Consider the following 15,798-nt stretch of genomic DNA (forward strand, 5'->3'; position numbering starts at 1 on the left):
AAGGTTAGCGTAGTCTAATGGGCTTTGCTCATTAGGCGTTATTTAATGTATTTTAACTCCAAGAGCTTATTGTATATTTTTGAAACAATCTCACCAGCTGCGGCACCACCATGCCCGCCATGCTCAACCATAGCTAAAACAACATACTGAGGGTTTTTGTATGGTCCATAAGAAGTAAACCAGGCATGAGAACGGTTGTAGTATGACATTTCATGTTCTAACACCCTGTCTTCAATATCTTGTAAAATTGTTACAACCTGAGCAGTTCCCGTCTTACCAGCAATACTTACCTTCGAGCTTAAATACTGTGTCGCTGTTCCTTTTGGATAATTACAAACTTCATACATCGCTTGTTGTATTAAAGGAAGTTTCTTCAACTCTTCTTCAGTAAGTACTTCTTGTACTAAAGGTTGATATGGTTTAGTGCCTATAGATTTCGCAAAGTGAGGAGTTGGCAGTTTAGACGTTGCCATAAGAGCAGTAAACTGAGCAATCTGCATAGGGGTAACAAGAAAATCACCCTGACCTATTGAAGTATTAACCGTTTCACCAATAAACCAAGGTCTGTTGTACCTTTTTCTTTTCCAATCTCTTGAAGGGACCACACCTATAAACTCATTAGGCAAATCAACTCCTGTTTTTTTGCCAAGACCATATCTCATAAGACCTTCGCTCATCTTCTTTATACCGACTTGAAGGCTTCCTTTATAGAAAAAATCATCACAACTCTCTCTTATAGCTTTCTTTATACCTGTTATTCTATGTCCATCTTTTTTCCAACATCTAAATACACGTTTACCAAGTGGCATAGAAGATCTACAATCAACGGTCCAAGTTTTATCAATATCGGTTGTTATATAGAGTAGTCCTAAACCGGTTTTAATGGTTGAGCCTGGAGGATAGAGACCGTTTACGAGCTTGTTCGTGAACGGTTTGTCCAAACTTTTTGAAAGTTTATTCCATACTTCATGAGAGATTCCTGATACAAACGTATTTAAATCATACTCTGGAAAGCTACTAGCAGCAAGAATAGCACCATCAACGCCCATCACAATAACTGCGCCGGCCTTTTTATCAAAAAGAGAGGATACATATTTTTGAAACTCTATATCGATGCTAAGGGTGAGCTTTCTATCTTCATTTGCGCCGACATAAGAAAGCTCTTCTATCTCCTGATTATTAGCATTTACTTTTATTTCCCTTTCTCCTGCTTCTCCTTGAAGATAAGTATTGTAATAATTTTCAATTCCTGTTTTACCCGTATAACCTATAAGTTCTAATAATTTATCATCTTTTATGTCTTTTTTGTTTGCACGGGACACATAGCCAATGGTATGTGAGCCAATATCTCCATATGGATAGTATCTCTTTGGAGCTGGAACAATATTTACGTTTTCTCTTAAACTAAGAACAGAATATACAGGCATAATATCTTCGTTAGAGATAAAATGAACTATATCTATATAGTTGTGATTATAGTAAGAGTCTTTTTTTATGTAGTCTGCAATCAACCTTTCTCTATTCAAATTAGGAAGTAGTTTAACTATATTGTCTATCTCTTCATTAAAAATCTTAATGTTTTTTTTCAAGCGCAGATGTGGACGAAGCTGTATCTTAAAACCTAGTTCGTTTATGGCTACAGGCCTGTTATTTCTATCTACAATTTCACCTCTAACTGGTGCTATTTTTTCACTTTTTATAGTATTTGAATGAGAAAGATTCTCGTAATACGTGTTTGATTCAACTGCAAGAAAAAACACTCTAACTATAAGAGTCAGCCAAGTTATAATAAATATAGCAAGGATAAATTTGATTTTCATAAAATACTCACTATAAAAAATTCAATTACTATATAGTAAATTATATAGTAATTAACATTTGGCATTGGAAGCAAAAAAATATTTGACAGCACTGATAAAAACAGGTAAAAGCCTACATAAGTAATTAAAACATATGATGCTTTAATACAAGAAGCGCAACCAAAATTCTTTTTTAACTTAGGTATTATAAACTTATAAATAAGTCCAAAATATATGATAGAGCTAAAAAGTGGATAACCCATTTGAGATTCTAAAATAACAAGACAAAAAGCAGTTAAAAATATGGCAATACTGTCTTCTCTTTTTAGCGCGTCTACAAAAAGTACAAATAAGACAGCAAAAAGTGGAGGCAAGAATAGATAGATACTACTTAGACTCTCATATACTGTAAATAACAGCACATATATGAGAGGCGCTAAAGAGTTTTGATTAGAGATACTTCGTTGCATACTGGAAAATGTTTACACTTTATACAATCAGCCCAAATCTTATGTTCAGGAAGCGACTCTTTTGGTATTTCAACGAAACCTAATCTCTCAAAGAAAGGTTGTCTATATGTAAGACATAGAACTTTTTGAAGTCCTAGGTTTTGAGCTTCAACAAGACAAGTTTTAACTAAATTTTCACCTGTTTTTTGCCCTCTAAAGCCTTCTTTGACAATTAGAGATCTGATTTCTGCAAGATATTCCGTATGAATATGCAGTGCGCAGAAACCAATTAGTTCTCCATCTTTAAAACACAGAGTATATGATCTGATATTTGTAGCAACTTCATCGTTACTTCTATTTAAAATAATTCCAGATTCAATTTCAGGTAAAACAAGCTCTTGCATATTTTTTATGTCGCTAAGCTTTGCCTTTTGATAATTAATCATCTATTTCCTCTCGCTCTTGTTCATTTTCATGTAAAATATCATATATAACCTGGATTGCTTTTTGCATCCCTCTTTTTTTAGAGCTAGATACCATCATAGCATTTGGAAACTTTGTTCTTAGTGCATTTTGCTCTTTTTGATTAAGTTTATCTACCTTGGTAAAAATTTGTAATATATATTGATTTTCTCTACAGTTATCAAATAAAAACTCACTCACCGAAGTGTCAATTTCAAGATCTGGATGCCTACAATCAATAAGATGAATAAAAAGTTTAATCTGTTCTCTTTGAGAGATATAATCAGTTAGATTTCTCTCCCAGTCGTACTTCATAGATTTTGAAACTTTTGCATAACCAAAACCTGGCAAATCCACAAATTTAGCAATACTTTTTTGAGAATTTTCTCTATCTATAAAAGTTACATCAAAATAGTTAATCAATCGTGTTTTACCAGGGGTTGATGATACTTTAGCAAGTCCTTTGTGATTCGTAAGTGCATTTAAAAGGGAGCTCTTACCTACGTTTGAGCGTGCCATAAAGACAACTTCATTTTGCTCATCGGTTTCAGGTGCACCACTTATATTTGCTGCGGAAGTAACAAACTTTGCTTCTACTATTTCAACCATATTATTCTTTCTCCTCAACCATTTTAAAAATCATTATAACAGGCTCTTTTTTAGCCCCTCTTGCGTACGCTTTGCCCTCTATAGTTTTGAGCACAACTTCGTCACCTATAATCTCTTTTTTCTCATCTATCTGTTTTAAATGAACATCCGTGAAAAAGTGATACTCTTTGATTGTAGGCATATAGATAACTTTTCCGGCTACACCCTGGTATAGAGATCCTTTTTTTGTTTCTATATTAAATGAAACCTCACCTTCTGCTATATACTTCGTAGGCTGATGCTTAGCATCTGTATGCACAGTTACTTTCGAAGCATTAAGCTCATCATTACCTTTAATGATATTAACTTTACCTTGAAATATAGATATACCTGTTTTTTCATCTGCGTCAAACTGATTTGCTTTTATCTTTAACTCTTGTGATATTAAAGATGATGCTAAAAAAATTGTCATAATTGTTAAAAGTTTCATAATTATTTCTCCTGTATTTGGTATTTTGCTACTACATTTTTAGATTTTACTCTATTTAAGCGATTATCGTAAGTAAGTGAAGTCCCAACAACCCTGTTTGAATCTCTATATATCACATAATCTTTATTTGTCTTGGCAATTGCACTTTTTTTGTTGTAAGTTGCCTCTTGTGATTCAAAAATCAGACCGTCTTCTCTGTTGTAAATCACGTTTCCAGTAAGATCTATAACATCATCTTTATCTCTATATAATCCATTATCAGCTCTCATATTAGCAATAAAATTTTTAGAGTTATCTGTATAGTCTATGTTAAAAACTTTATATCTATCATTATATCTAATAGCTTTAGAACCCTTCATAAGCGTTACTAACCCATCTTGAGAAAGTTCATGAAGCGTAAAAGCTTCAAGCTGAAAAAGTGGGACATCAACAAACTCTTGCTGTTTGATATTCATTGGTTTAAAACCAATAAATATCATTAACAATCCTATTGAAATTCCTATGAAAAATATATTTATATTCAATCTATATCCATACTGCCATAAATTCTTCTCTCTGGTCGTTTTCATCAACTAGAGTGTCAATCATCTCTCTTACGGCACCGTCACCGCCATTGCGAGTTAGAACTTTATTTACGATCTCTTTAATCTCTTTTACGCCATCATTTGGCGTAAAACTTTTACCAACTAGACTTAGCATGTTATAATCATTTAAATCATCACCAATAGCACCAACTTCGTAGAAGCTAAGTCCAAGTGAGCTAACTATCTCTTTTAAGACTCTATCTTTATCTCTTATGCCCTGATGAATGTGCTGAATGCCAAGCTCTTCAGCTCTTCTTTGAACTATTTTAGAGTTTCTTCCTGTTATGATAGCGACTTGATTACCCATTTTTATCCAAGTACTGATACCAAGACCATCTTTTACATTAAAGATTTTACTCTCTATCGCATCTGCTGAATATATAAGCCCGCCATTAGTTAAGCAGCCATCTACATCTAAAATAATCAACTTAATCATAAAACATCTTTAGTGCTTGGAATACCAACTCTTTCATTTTTTGTAGTTGCGCGACGAATAGCAACTGCGAGAGCTTTAAACGATGCTTCAATAATATGATGCTTATTTCTTCCTCTAAGAGTAATAATATGGGTGCTTATTCTTGCATTAAGCACCAATGCTCTAAAGAACTCTTCAACTAGCTCTGTGTCAAAATTGCCAACCTTGCCCGCAACATCAGATTCGTACACTAAAAATGGTCTATTACTTAGGTCTAAGTCACAAGAGACACATGCTTCATCCATTACGATGTTAGCACTACCAAATCTCTCTATATTTTCAACAGGATAGATAGCATCTGCAATTAAAGATCCAAGAACAATCCCAACATCTTCAACACTGTGATGGTCATCTATGTGAGTATCACCAACACACTTTATGTTCATGTCAATAAGTGAGTGCTTTGAAAAGCTTTCAAGCATGTGATCTAAAAAACCAACACCTGTATCTATGTTACTATTGCCTTTTCCGTATAGTTCTAATGAAATTGTAATATCTGTCTCTTTTGTTTTTCTGCTTTTACTAATCATGTTTAATCCTCTCTTACTATAAATGCATTTTCAAAATTACCTTGTGATTTGTAATCTCTTGCTTCTTGCTCACTTTTAAAGCCTTTTAGCCAAACTTTAAAAATTCTACCATCTTCATTTTCCATATCTTTTATAACAGTTCTGTATCCATCTGTATTATCATATAATTCTTGTGTCTTTAAAGCTCCCTCTGCTTTTGAAAAAGATGCTATCTGCAGAGCAAATTCGCTGATAGTAGCTTTTTGAGGTGATTTTTTTAACTCTGCTATCGTTGGGATCTTCTTTTTTCCTTTTGACTCAAAACCTAAAATTTCTATACTTACAGGAGCAGTTCCAGTAGCAATCATATTTATTTTACTAGCTGCTGATTTAGAAAGATCTATAATTCTAGTATCTACAAAAGGTCCTCTATCATTAATCCTTACTACCGTAGACATGCCATTATCATGATTTGTAACTTTTACAATTGTATTCATAGGCAACGTTTTGTGTGCTGCAGTCATATCATACATATTATATATTTCACCATTAGAAGTATGTTTTCCATGAAAATCAGGACCATACCAGCTAGCTCTACCGTCAAACTCATCACCAACACCCACAACTGTAGGATAATACTTAATACCTCTAATAACATAAGGTCTCATCGTGGGATGAGAATATGTCTTGTTGTCCATAACAGAGCTATGATCGCTTTTATTTGCTGAGTAAGATTTAGGTGCAGAATATTTATGGCTATTATATACCCTCTTGCCTCTTGTGCTACAGGCACTAAAAAACAATACAGATAAAATCAATAAAACAGATATTAGTTTATTCATTTATTTTTAGCCTGTCGCCTATTCTGATTGCACTTCCACTTAAATGGTTTTGAAGTTTAATATTTTGAACACTTACTTTGTGAGCTTTAGATATAGAATCTAGTGTGTCTCCTTTTTTTACCATGTAATAATGTCTTGTATCTATTTTTGTTGCTTTTATTCTGATGTCTATAGGGATTATAAGTCTCTGGTTTAATTTTAAGCGAAAACTTTTAAGTTTATTAAAGTCTTTGATAACATTGTATGAAACACCATATTTTTTTCCTATAAAAGATAAGTTATCACCTTTTGTTACCACATGGACTTTATAGATATTTTTCATTGGTTCTGGCTGATATTTACGTTTAAACTCATTTAACTTGATATATGGGATATAAACTTCATAAGAATCTGCATAAGGAGGTACAAAGTCATATTTAAGGTGTCTGTTTAATTTTTTCAACTCTCCCAAAGGTATACCAACCATTTTAGATAATCTAACAATTGAATCACCACTTGAGAGTTGCACAGTTGAAATCGAGTAAGCATTTGCACGATTTAATAGATGCTCATATTCACTGTGCATTAAAAATTGCTCATCTTGTCCTACCATAGCAAGGGCTACGATTTTTCTGATGTAGTATCTACTCTCTCTTGGAATATATTTCTTTTTAGGATCAAGTAAAACAGAAAGTTCATTACTGCCTGCTTTTTTAATGGCATGATTTAATCTTCCGCCACCACAGTTGTAAGCGATAGCAGCTAAATACCACTTGCCAAATCTTTTATGAAGAGATGATAGATATTTCGCTGCTGCTTCAGTTGACTTGATAAGATCACGTCTCTCATCTACATATTCATCAATCTTAAGCCCGTAAAGTTTTGCCGTACCTGGCATAAACTGCCAAAGTCCAGATGCTCTTTTTTTAGAATATGCTTTTGTTGAAAAGTTTGACTCTGCCATTGCAAGATACAAAAACTCCGGAGGAACGCCATGTTTAGCCAAAATACCTTTAATAGCAGGGATAAAGGTATATGCTTCATCCATAGCTTTGAAGAAATGTTTATTTTTCTGTATTGTTGACTTTTCAACCTTCATCTGATTCATAATCGGATCATAAAGGAAAGAAGCCTCAATATCAAATGACTCCAAAAGAGCCACTTCCTTGTTGTGGTTGAAAACATATGTTAAATTAGCACTCAGCAGGATCGGTAAAAGTAGTAGAAGAAAATATTTTATCATTTAGTAACTCTAATTTTAAATTTAAAGCTTAGATTCTACCCAAAAAAATATTAAAATCAGCGTAAAGCAAAGAGTTTTTGGGCATTTTGTGTTGTTATATCCTTGATATTTTTAAGTGGAATATCTAAAAGTTCAGACATTTTTTGCGCTACAAAAGTAGTATAAAAAGGCTCATTTCGTTCCCCTCTATGTGGTGCAGGAGTCAAATATGGTCCATCTGTTTCTATAAGAAGTTTCTCTTCTGGGATCTTTGGTAAAACATTAAGTAATTTCTTTGCATTTTTAAAGGTTAAAACACCGCCAATACCAAAATAAAAACCCTCTTTTGCTAAAGATAAAAGTTCTTCATCGGCATTGTAGCAATGTAAAACTCCACCAACTTCTTTAGCATCTGAGGCTAGTAGTATCTCCTTAGAGTCTCTAGAAGCATCTCTAATATGAATAATCAGAGGTTTTTTATACTTTTTCGCAAGCTCTATCTGCGCTCTAAAAACTTCTTTTTGGCGCTCTTTTTCTTTTAGTTTATCTTCATCACTACCTTCTAGTCTAAAGTAGTCTAGCCCGCATTCGCCGATTGCTACACACTTTTCGTGTTTAGCATACTTGTCAAAGTCAAGTGCATCAAAAGAGTCCATATCATAAGGATGAACACCAACAGCAAAATAAACGTCACTATTTGCTTCAACTATTTCTAAAGCTCTCTCTAGTGTATTTGGATGAGCTCCTGGAATAATAAACCTCTTTACTCCACCCTCTCTTGCTCTGTTGAGTACATCATCTATGTCGTCGTTATATCTTGGGTCATCCAAATGAATATGTGTATCAATTATCATCTACTCGCCTCTAAAAGTTCTTTTGCAAAACTTTTTGCTTCATTTGAAACGCTGTCTCCGCTGATGATTCTAGCAATTTCATCTACTCTGTCATCAAAGCTAAGTTCTTTGACCATAGACTCATCTCCACTTTTATGCACTAAGAAGTGTTGCTCACCCATAGAAGTAAGTTGAGGCTGATGTGAGATTACAAATATTTGGAAATGTTTTGAGAGTTGCCTTAAGACTTTCGCAACGCTCATAGACTCTTCACCGCTAAGATTAGCATCTATCTCATCAAGCATTAAAACACCGCCATTTTGGCTCATAAACTCTGATTTCATAGCCAGTATAGCAAGACGAAGCCTGTTAAATTCTCCAGTACTCACTTTTTGTAGTTCTGTGTTGTTTAGCTTCACTAGTATTTCATCCTTACCATAATCACACATCTCTGAATCTTGCATAGTAACTTTTGCATTTCTCAGATACAGTTCTTCTAGATATCTGTTTAAATCATCGTTAAATGACTTAAGTTCTTCTTCTCTAAGAGCAGTTAATAAATTTGAAAGTTTTTTAACTTCACTGCTTAATGCTGCTTCTCTTTTAACCAGTTCATCTTTTGTAATTTCAATATTTTCATACTTAGCTAGTTCGATTATTTTTTGCTCTTTATATGCAAGAGCTTCTTCTATGCTTCCATATCTTCTCTTAAGTCCACTAAGCTCTTCTATTCGATTTAAAACCTCTTCTATGTCTACATCTTCAAGAGCATTAAATTTTGCTTCTGCACTATCAAATAGAGCTCTTAACTCATTCATAGTGTCATCGAAGAAAGAACTGTCTGCATCTAGCGAGTCTAAAGCACTGTTAACTGAATGTTCATTATCAAAAATCGAGTTCGCTAAAGATATAGTTTCCAAGACTTTCTCTTTACGGGATAGCTCTTTTTTTATCTCCAATAATTCTTCATCTTCAGATACTTTTGGATCTATTTCTTGAATCTTATTTATCTCAAAAGTTGCAAATTCTTTAAGCTCTACTATCTTTCTCTCTTCTTCTTCGATTTGGTTTAGTTCTACCCTGACCTCTCTATGTTCAATAAATAATTTTTTATACTCATCTTTAATATTGTAGATATCTTTAGATTTGTTTTGAATTCTAGTATCTAATATAGAGATTAGGTTTTCATTTTCAAAATCACTAAAATCTTTCAGGCTCAGGTGTCTTAAATAGTTTGAAGAAAGGCCTGATATAGCTTTTTTGGAAACACTTTGGTTGTTTATGAAGTATCTTGATTTGTCTTTTTTAATGTGTTTAAAGATATTTATATCATCATTTTCTATACCAGTATCAGCAGAATTTATTTCCCATGTAACACTTGATTCACACAGAGACGCTTCACAAGATTCTGCACCTAAGGATGAAAGTATTGATTTCATAAGTATAGACTTACCGCTACCGCTTGGACCCGTAAAAACTACAAGTCCTGCAGTTGGGTTCAGTTCAATCTCTCTAAAACTAAGATAGTCTTTTAGATAAAATCTCTCTATCATCTTTACTCCCCCCATCTAAGTTTTTGTTTAAGTACATCAAAGTAGTTAAATTCTTCTCTATGAATCAATTTAGCTGTCCTTGTTGCTAGCTTAATATGAACACTTTGATTTTTATCTAGTTCATGCATATCTTGACCATCTATGATTACCAAAGCTCTAGGTTCTGGTGTTTTCATCTCAATAGAGAACTCACCGGGAAGCACAACCGGTCTTTGAGTTAGAGAGTGAGGACATATAGGAGTAAGCACAAAAACTTTAGAAAGAGGAAAGAGAACAGGACCTCCAGCAGAAACATTATAAGCAGTTGAACCTGTAGGAGTAGCAACAATAACACCGTCTCCATAGTAGGTATTAAAGGCTTTCCCATCTACTAACGTTTCGATATGTATCATATTTGAAACAGAAGGACGAGTTAGAACCATATCATTAAAAGCATACATTTTTCTCTCATCGTTCTCGCTTACTATTCTAACTTCTAAAACAGAACGTTCATCTACTCTACTTTTGCCCCTAACCATATTCTCTACAAATTCGTCAAGTTCATCCAGATTTACATCTGCTAAAAAACCCAAACTACCTGCGTAAACACCTAAAACAGGGATGTCGTATTTAAAAGACCTTCTAACAGCAGAGATAAGAGTTCCATCACCTCCGAGTGTTACAAGAGCATCTACATGCATACACAAAGCGTCAAATTCAGTTCCCATAATATCTATCATAGCACCACTAATACTGTCTAGATAAACATCAATACCATGATTCTTGAAAATCTTTTCAAGTTTAAAATAACTGCTCTTGAGTTCTGGGGTTGATGGTCTTAGAAGAACACCAATTTTTTTTATGTTACTTGCTTGCAAACTAATCTCTTTTATAAATATTTTTATCTTATTATACACTCTTGTGGTTTAAAAACTAAAAATATTGCAAATTGTCATGCAAACATTTTATTTAAGTAGCTCTCTTAGTCTTGGATAAGCCAACTTTTGATATAATCGCGAAAATTATATATAGGATTCTATATTTTGAGAAGTCATTACTGTACAGATTTAAATGAAACAAATGTAGGACAAGATGTTGTTCTAACAGGCTGGGCAAATAATCATCGTGACCACGGCGGAATTATCTTTATCGATTTAAGAGATAAAACAGGTCTTATTCAACTAACATGTGACCCTGAAGATGGTGCTCAGGCACATAAAGTTGCTGATGGTGTTCGTGATGAATACGTTTTAATTGCTAAAGGTAAAGTTCGTCTTCGTGGTGAAGGTTTAACAAATCCAAAGCTAAAAACTGGTGCTATAGAAATTATAGTTACTGAGCTTATTATTGAGAATAAAAGTGCTCCTGTTCCTTTTGTTATAGGTGATCCTAATGTTGGTGAAGAGACAAGACTCAAGTATCGTTACCTAGAGCTTCGTGATCCTGCAGTATACGAAACGTTTCGTCTTCGTTCTAAAGCAGCAATCGCTGCAAGAAATATTCTTGATGAAAATGGCTTCTTAGAGGTAGAGACTCCTATTTTAACTAAGTCAACTCCTGAGGGTGCTAGAGATTATCTAGTTCCGTCTCGTGTTCACAATGGAGAGTTTTACGCTCTTCCTCAATCACCACAGCTTTTTAAACAACTTCTGATGGTTGGCGGATTTGACCGTTACTTCCAGATAGCTAAATGTTTCCGTGATGAAGATTTACGTGCTGATAGACAGCCTGAGTTTACTCAGATAGATGTTGAGATGAGTTTTTGTGACCAAGAAGACGTAATCGTAGTGGCAGAAAAACTTCTTACTGCGATGTTTAAGGCTTGTAACATAAACGTTCAAGCTCCATTTAACCGCATTACTTACAACAACGCTATGGAATGGTATGGTTCTGATAAACCAGACTTAAGATACGATCTTAAAATGGTTGATGTTATTGATATCTTTGAGAGATGTGATAATGAAATCTTTACTAACATCGCTAAAAAGCCACATATTAACCGTATTAAAGCTCTTAAAGTTCCTGGTGCAGATCTAGTATTTTCTAAACGTGAGATGAAAAGCTTCGAAGACTTCGTAAGACAGTTCGGTGCTCATGGTCTTGGTTACTTCCAGATGAAAGAAGACGGTCTTAAAGGTCCACTTATCAAATTTTTCTCCGAAGATGATATCGCACTTCTAGTTGAAAGACTTGGTATGGAAGTTGGTGACGTTGTATTCTTCGGTGCAGGTGATAAGAAAACTGTATGGGATTACATGGGTAGACTTAGAATTTTCATAGCTGAACATGAAAAGATGAATATCTTAGATAGAGATGCTTTCGAATTTGTATGGGTAGTTGACTTCCCGATGTTCGAAGTAGAAGATGGAAGAGTAAAAGCACTTCACCATCCGTTTACACAGCCTAAAGACACTGATAAAGATGATGTAGAAGAGATAGAGTCTATCGCTTATGACATCGTTTTAAATGGTACTGAACTTGGTGGTGGTTCTATTCGTATACACAAAGAAGCAGTACAAAATGAAGTATTTAAACTTCTAGGAATCGAAGAAGAAGAAGCACAAGAAAAATTTGGCTTCTTACTAGATGCACTTAAGTTTGGAGCACCTCCACATGGTGGTTTTGCTTTGGGCTTTGACAGAATGATGATGCTTATCACTAAAAAATCAAGCATCCGTGACGTTATTGCATTCCCTAAAACGCAAAAAGCTTCTTGTATTCTTACAAAAGCACCTAGTGCAGTTGACAACACTCAACTTCGTGACCTACATATTCGTCTACGCGAACAAGTAAAAGCATAATTTCAATTATGAAAAAATTATTTCTTATTATCGGAGCCCCAGGCTCTGGTAAGACTACAGATGCAGAGCTAATAGCTGAGCAAAATGACAACATCACTCACTACTCTACTGGCGATATGCTTCGTGCTGAAGTTGCTAGTGGAAGTGAGCTTGGTTTAGAGATAGATAGTTTTATATCTAAAGGGCTTATTGTTCCCATTAAAATTGCTATAGAGACTATCGTAAACGCTATTAAAAATGCTCCTACTGATATCATCATCATAGATGGTTATCCTAGAAGCATGGAGCAGTTAAACGCTTTAGATGAGTACTTAAACGGTGATGATTCATCTTTAGATCTTTGCAGTGTTATAGAAGTTGAAGTCAGTGAAGAGACTGCAAGAGACAGAGTTCTTGGTCGTGCCCGCGGTGCTGATGACAACACAGAAGTCTTTGACAACCGCATGAAAGTCTATACCCAACCTCTAGAAGACATACAAGCTTTCTATAGTGCTAAAAATATTTTAAAAGTGATTTCTGGCGAAGGGACTATCGAAGAGATAGTTTCTGAGATGGGAACTTTTATAGAATCTAAAATATAATCTAATATCTTTCTTCTAGTTCCCAAGTAAAACTTGGGAACTAAATACACTCCCGTGAGAAAGCTTTACAAGAATTTTTTATTACAATATTTTCTAAGAATTTTCTCTAATTCATCTGTATCTATTGGTTTTGAAATATAATCATCCATTCCATTTTCTAAAAATTTCTCTCTATCACCTTTTAACGCATTAGCGGTTACAGCTATGATTACTATATCTTTGGTATGCTCAAGTTTCCTAATAGTACTACTAGCTTCAATACCATTCATATTTGGCATATTTTCATCCATAAGTATTAAATCGTATTTATTATTCTTAACCTTATCTACAGCTTCGAGTCCATCGTTTGCTACATCATAAGTTAATCCAAAATCTTCTAATAGTATTGATAATAGCATTTGATTTGTTTTATTGTCTTCAACAATTAAAGCATTTCCATGAAGCAATTCTTGATTAATTGTCGCTACATCATCTTTATCAATATCTTCTTTTGCTTCTATTATTGGCAGCGTAAAATAGAATGTACTTCCAACACCTAATTCACTATTGACACCAATTTTACCACCCATCAATTCAACTAATTGTTTAACGATTGACAATCCAAGGCCAGTACCACCATATTTTCTAGTTGTACTACTATCTTCTTGCTCAAAAGCTTCAAATATTGTATCAGTTTTACTTGGACTTATTCCAACTCCACTATCTAGAACTTCACAATATATCTCATTTGTATTGTCTAAATAATTTACATTTACTTTAACGTCGCTATCCTCATTCGAGAATTTTAAAGCATTACTAAGCAAATTTGAAAATACCTGTTTAGTTCGCGTAATATCACCCTCAATAAATTTTGGAATCTTATCATCGATTGATAATTTTATTGTTATATTTTTCTCTTTTGCTCTTTGTCTAAATAATAGGATAGTTTGAGAAATAGCATCCAAAATATTAAATGGAACTTTTTCAATTGACAACATACCACTCTCTATTTTAGAAAAATCCAGTATATCATTCACGATATCAATTAATGTATAACTTGAGTCTTTTATGATTTTTAATTTTTCTTGCTTCTTAATATCTTTTTCATCTTTATATAAAAGATTTACAAAGCCCATAATTCCATTTAAAGGAGTACGAATTTCATGTGACATATTTGCTAAAAATTCAGATTTTGACTTGTTAGCTTTTTCTGCTTCATATTTAGCTTTATTTAGCTCTAAATATGTCCTTTTTTGTTCAGTAATATCTTGTCCTGACGTTAAGAGACCTATTGTGTTCCCTTGATCATCAAACAGAGTAGAGTATTTCCATAAAATAAGTTTTAACTCGCCACTTTTTGTCAATACATAGTTTTCATAATTGGGATATTTCTCTTTTTCTTCAATGATGTCGGAAGCCAACTCATTAATTTCGAGTTGAATGTTTTTTGGCAAAAAGTTTTCTATCCAATTTTTACCAATAATCTCATCTTTTGAATACCCTAAAAGTTTCGCGCCTTCTGTATTAATCATTGTTACGTTTTTATTGTTGTCTAACACCATAATTAAAACTTGCGCGATATCCAAGTAGTCTTTAACTTCTTTATCTTTAACTTCTTTCTCTCTATAACGGTTTTTTATGGCCATGTATATCACTATATGCAATATCATCAATACCACAAAAGAGAGTGCATTTATTAAGATATGCTCCTTAATTAGATTTTTTAAATAATTATTTTCTTCATAGGAAACAAGATAAGCTATTGTTTTTTTATCTTTAATATTTTTAATTGGTAAAAAAGCAACAATTTGTCCAGAGTCTTCTAATGCAAAAGAGTTATTATGCTGTATGCTATTATAAATCTTTTTTTTCAATTTATTGTTTAAATTAGTTTCTATCTCACTAAGATTTTTATCTTTATTCTTATCCTGAAGAAAATCTTCATGTTCAATACTTTTATTATAGTTAACCATATCCTTCATTTTCCAAATATTTGTCATAAAAATATTTTTATTTATGATAAAGTGAGCTTCAGTTTTATATAAATTTTCCATATGTTTTTTTAAAACGCTTGAAGAAAAAGCAATATCTACACTTCCTAAATACTCACCTTTATAATAGATAGGGTAAATATTACGAAACGCATGCATTATCTTGCCCTCTTCAAGTCCTCTAATTATTTTTTTATTTTCATTTACGTATCTAAAGCTATATCGAACTTTTGATAGGTCATCATTAAACTTATTCGGTTTATGCACTCGTAAAAATGTTTTATTATTTTCAAATGAAAAAAGCGTAATGATAACACCAACTTTTTTTAAATTATCAAAATGTGGTTTTATTATTTTAAATAATTCATTACGAAGTGGTATTAAAGAATCATCATTACTTGCATGTTTTGCTCTATATAAAAGTTCTAGTACATTTTCTCTATTTATGACTGTACTATTAATACTATCAGCTACTACCTCAAACCTTTTCATACTAACTCTATATGTATTATTCAGATTAGTAAGCTGTTGCGACAAAACAGCCTCTATACGGACTTGCTTGTCTTTATTTGTCACAAAATACACAATGCCAACAAGTATTATAAACATTGTAGTAATAATTATTTTTAATGAAAATAACGAATATATAATTTTTGAATTTTCTGATTTCATACATGTATAG

Annotated in this window: 15 protein-coding genes; 2 read left to right on the forward strand and 13 right to left on the reverse strand. The window is 33.2% G+C overall.

The window, feature by feature from the left end:
• Nucleotides 1-38: 38 nt before the first annotated feature.
• The 12 genes from mrdA to SMGD1_RS13565 all read right to left on the reverse strand — a co-directional run bounded on the left by mrdA (nucleotide 39) and on the right by SMGD1_RS13565 (nucleotide 10,642).
• Nucleotides 39-1,820, reverse strand: a complete 1,782-nt coding sequence (mrdA, locus tag SMGD1_RS13505; RefSeq protein WP_008337488.1) for a penicillin-binding protein 2 — start codon at nucleotides 1,818-1,820, stop codon at nucleotides 39-41.
• Between the two features lie 415 nt (nucleotides 1,821-2,235).
• On the reverse strand, nucleotides 2,236-2,694 hold the full coding sequence (locus SMGD1_RS13515; RefSeq protein WP_008337449.1) for an N-acetyltransferase: 459 nt from the start codon (nucleotides 2,692-2,694) through the stop codon (nucleotides 2,236-2,238).
• On the reverse strand, nucleotides 2,687-3,319 hold the full coding sequence (yihA, locus tag SMGD1_RS13520; RefSeq protein ID WP_008337491.1) for a ribosome biogenesis GTP-binding protein YihA/YsxC: 633 nt from the start codon (nucleotides 3,317-3,319) through the stop codon (nucleotides 2,687-2,689). Before yihA ends, SMGD1_RS13515 begins: the two co-directional genes overlap by 8 nt.
• Before the next feature lies 1 nt (nucleotide 3,320).
• Nucleotides 3,321-3,788, reverse strand: a complete 468-nt coding sequence (gene lptA, locus SMGD1_RS13525) for a lipopolysaccharide transport periplasmic protein LptA (protein WP_008337389.1) — start codon at nucleotides 3,786-3,788, stop codon at nucleotides 3,321-3,323.
• A 2-nt stretch (nucleotides 3,789-3,790) separates the two neighbouring features.
• Nucleotides 3,791-4,357, reverse strand: coding sequence for an LPS export ABC transporter periplasmic protein LptC (gene lptC, locus SMGD1_RS13530; RefSeq protein ID WP_262823913.1), 567 nt, complete (start codon nucleotides 4,355-4,357; stop codon nucleotides 3,791-3,793).
• Nucleotides 4,314-4,808, reverse strand: a complete 495-nt coding sequence (locus tag SMGD1_RS13535) for a KdsC family phosphatase (protein ID WP_008337322.1) — start codon at nucleotides 4,806-4,808, stop codon at nucleotides 4,314-4,316. Before SMGD1_RS13535 ends, lptC begins: the two co-directional genes overlap by 44 nt.
• Nucleotides 4,805-5,377 (reverse strand): imidazoleglycerol-phosphate dehydratase HisB, encoded by a 573-nt coding sequence (gene hisB, locus SMGD1_RS13540; protein ID WP_008337505.1) that lies wholly within the window; start codon nucleotides 5,375-5,377, stop codon nucleotides 4,805-4,807. Before hisB ends, SMGD1_RS13535 begins: the two co-directional genes overlap by 4 nt.
• Before the next feature lie 2 nt (nucleotides 5,378-5,379).
• A complete protein-coding gene (locus tag SMGD1_RS13545) occupies nucleotides 5,380-6,198 on the reverse strand; it encodes a septal ring lytic transglycosylase RlpA family protein (RefSeq protein ID WP_241761493.1) in 819 nt (272 codons plus the stop codon).
• Nucleotides 6,191-7,420, reverse strand: coding sequence for a lytic transglycosylase domain-containing protein (locus SMGD1_RS13550; protein WP_241761494.1), 1,230 nt, complete (start codon nucleotides 7,418-7,420; stop codon nucleotides 6,191-6,193). The genes SMGD1_RS13545 and SMGD1_RS13550 overlap by 8 nt, the downstream gene beginning before the upstream one ends.
• A 56-nt stretch (nucleotides 7,421-7,476) precedes the next feature.
• Nucleotides 7,477-8,253 carry a TatD family hydrolase gene (locus SMGD1_RS13555; protein WP_008337445.1) on the reverse strand — a complete coding sequence of 259 codons (777 nt, stop codon included), beginning with the start codon at nucleotides 8,251-8,253 and terminating at the stop codon, nucleotides 7,477-7,479.
• Nucleotides 8,250-9,785, reverse strand: a complete 1,536-nt coding sequence (locus tag SMGD1_RS13560; RefSeq protein WP_008337093.1) for an AAA family ATPase — start codon at nucleotides 9,783-9,785, stop codon at nucleotides 8,250-8,252. Before SMGD1_RS13560 ends, SMGD1_RS13555 begins: the two co-directional genes overlap by 4 nt.
• A gap of 2 nt (nucleotides 9,786-9,787) precedes the next feature.
• Nucleotides 9,788-10,642: an NAD(+)/NADH kinase gene (locus SMGD1_RS13565; protein ID WP_008337085.1), complete on the reverse strand. Its 855-nt coding sequence runs from the start codon at nucleotides 10,640-10,642 to the stop codon at nucleotides 9,788-9,790.
• A 165-nt stretch (nucleotides 10,643-10,807) separates the two neighbouring features.
• Between SMGD1_RS13565 and aspS the strand changes: the two genes are divergently transcribed.
• Both aspS and SMGD1_RS13575 read left to right on the forward strand, forming a co-directional pair.
• On the forward strand, nucleotides 10,808-12,565 hold the full coding sequence (gene aspS, locus SMGD1_RS13570) for an aspartate--tRNA ligase (protein WP_008337129.1): 1,758 nt from the start codon (nucleotides 10,808-10,810) through the stop codon (nucleotides 12,563-12,565).
• Between the two features lie 8 nt (nucleotides 12,566-12,573).
• On the forward strand, nucleotides 12,574-13,146 hold the full coding sequence (locus tag SMGD1_RS13575) for an adenylate kinase (protein WP_008337336.1): 573 nt from the start codon (nucleotides 12,574-12,576) through the stop codon (nucleotides 13,144-13,146).
• Nucleotides 13,147-13,211: 65 nt separating this feature from the next.
• Here the strand turns inward: SMGD1_RS13575 and SMGD1_RS13580 are convergent, their stop codons facing one another.
• Nucleotides 13,212-15,788, reverse strand: a complete 2,577-nt coding sequence (locus SMGD1_RS13580) for a PAS domain-containing hybrid sensor histidine kinase/response regulator (protein ID WP_241761496.1) — start codon at nucleotides 15,786-15,788, stop codon at nucleotides 13,212-13,214.
• Nucleotides 15,789-15,798: the final 10 nt, after the last annotated feature.

It is taken from the genome of Sulfurimonas gotlandica GD1 (assembly GCF_000242915.1).
Lineage (GTDB): Bacteria > Campylobacterota > Campylobacteria > Campylobacterales > Sulfurimonadaceae > Sulfurimonas > Sulfurimonas gotlandica.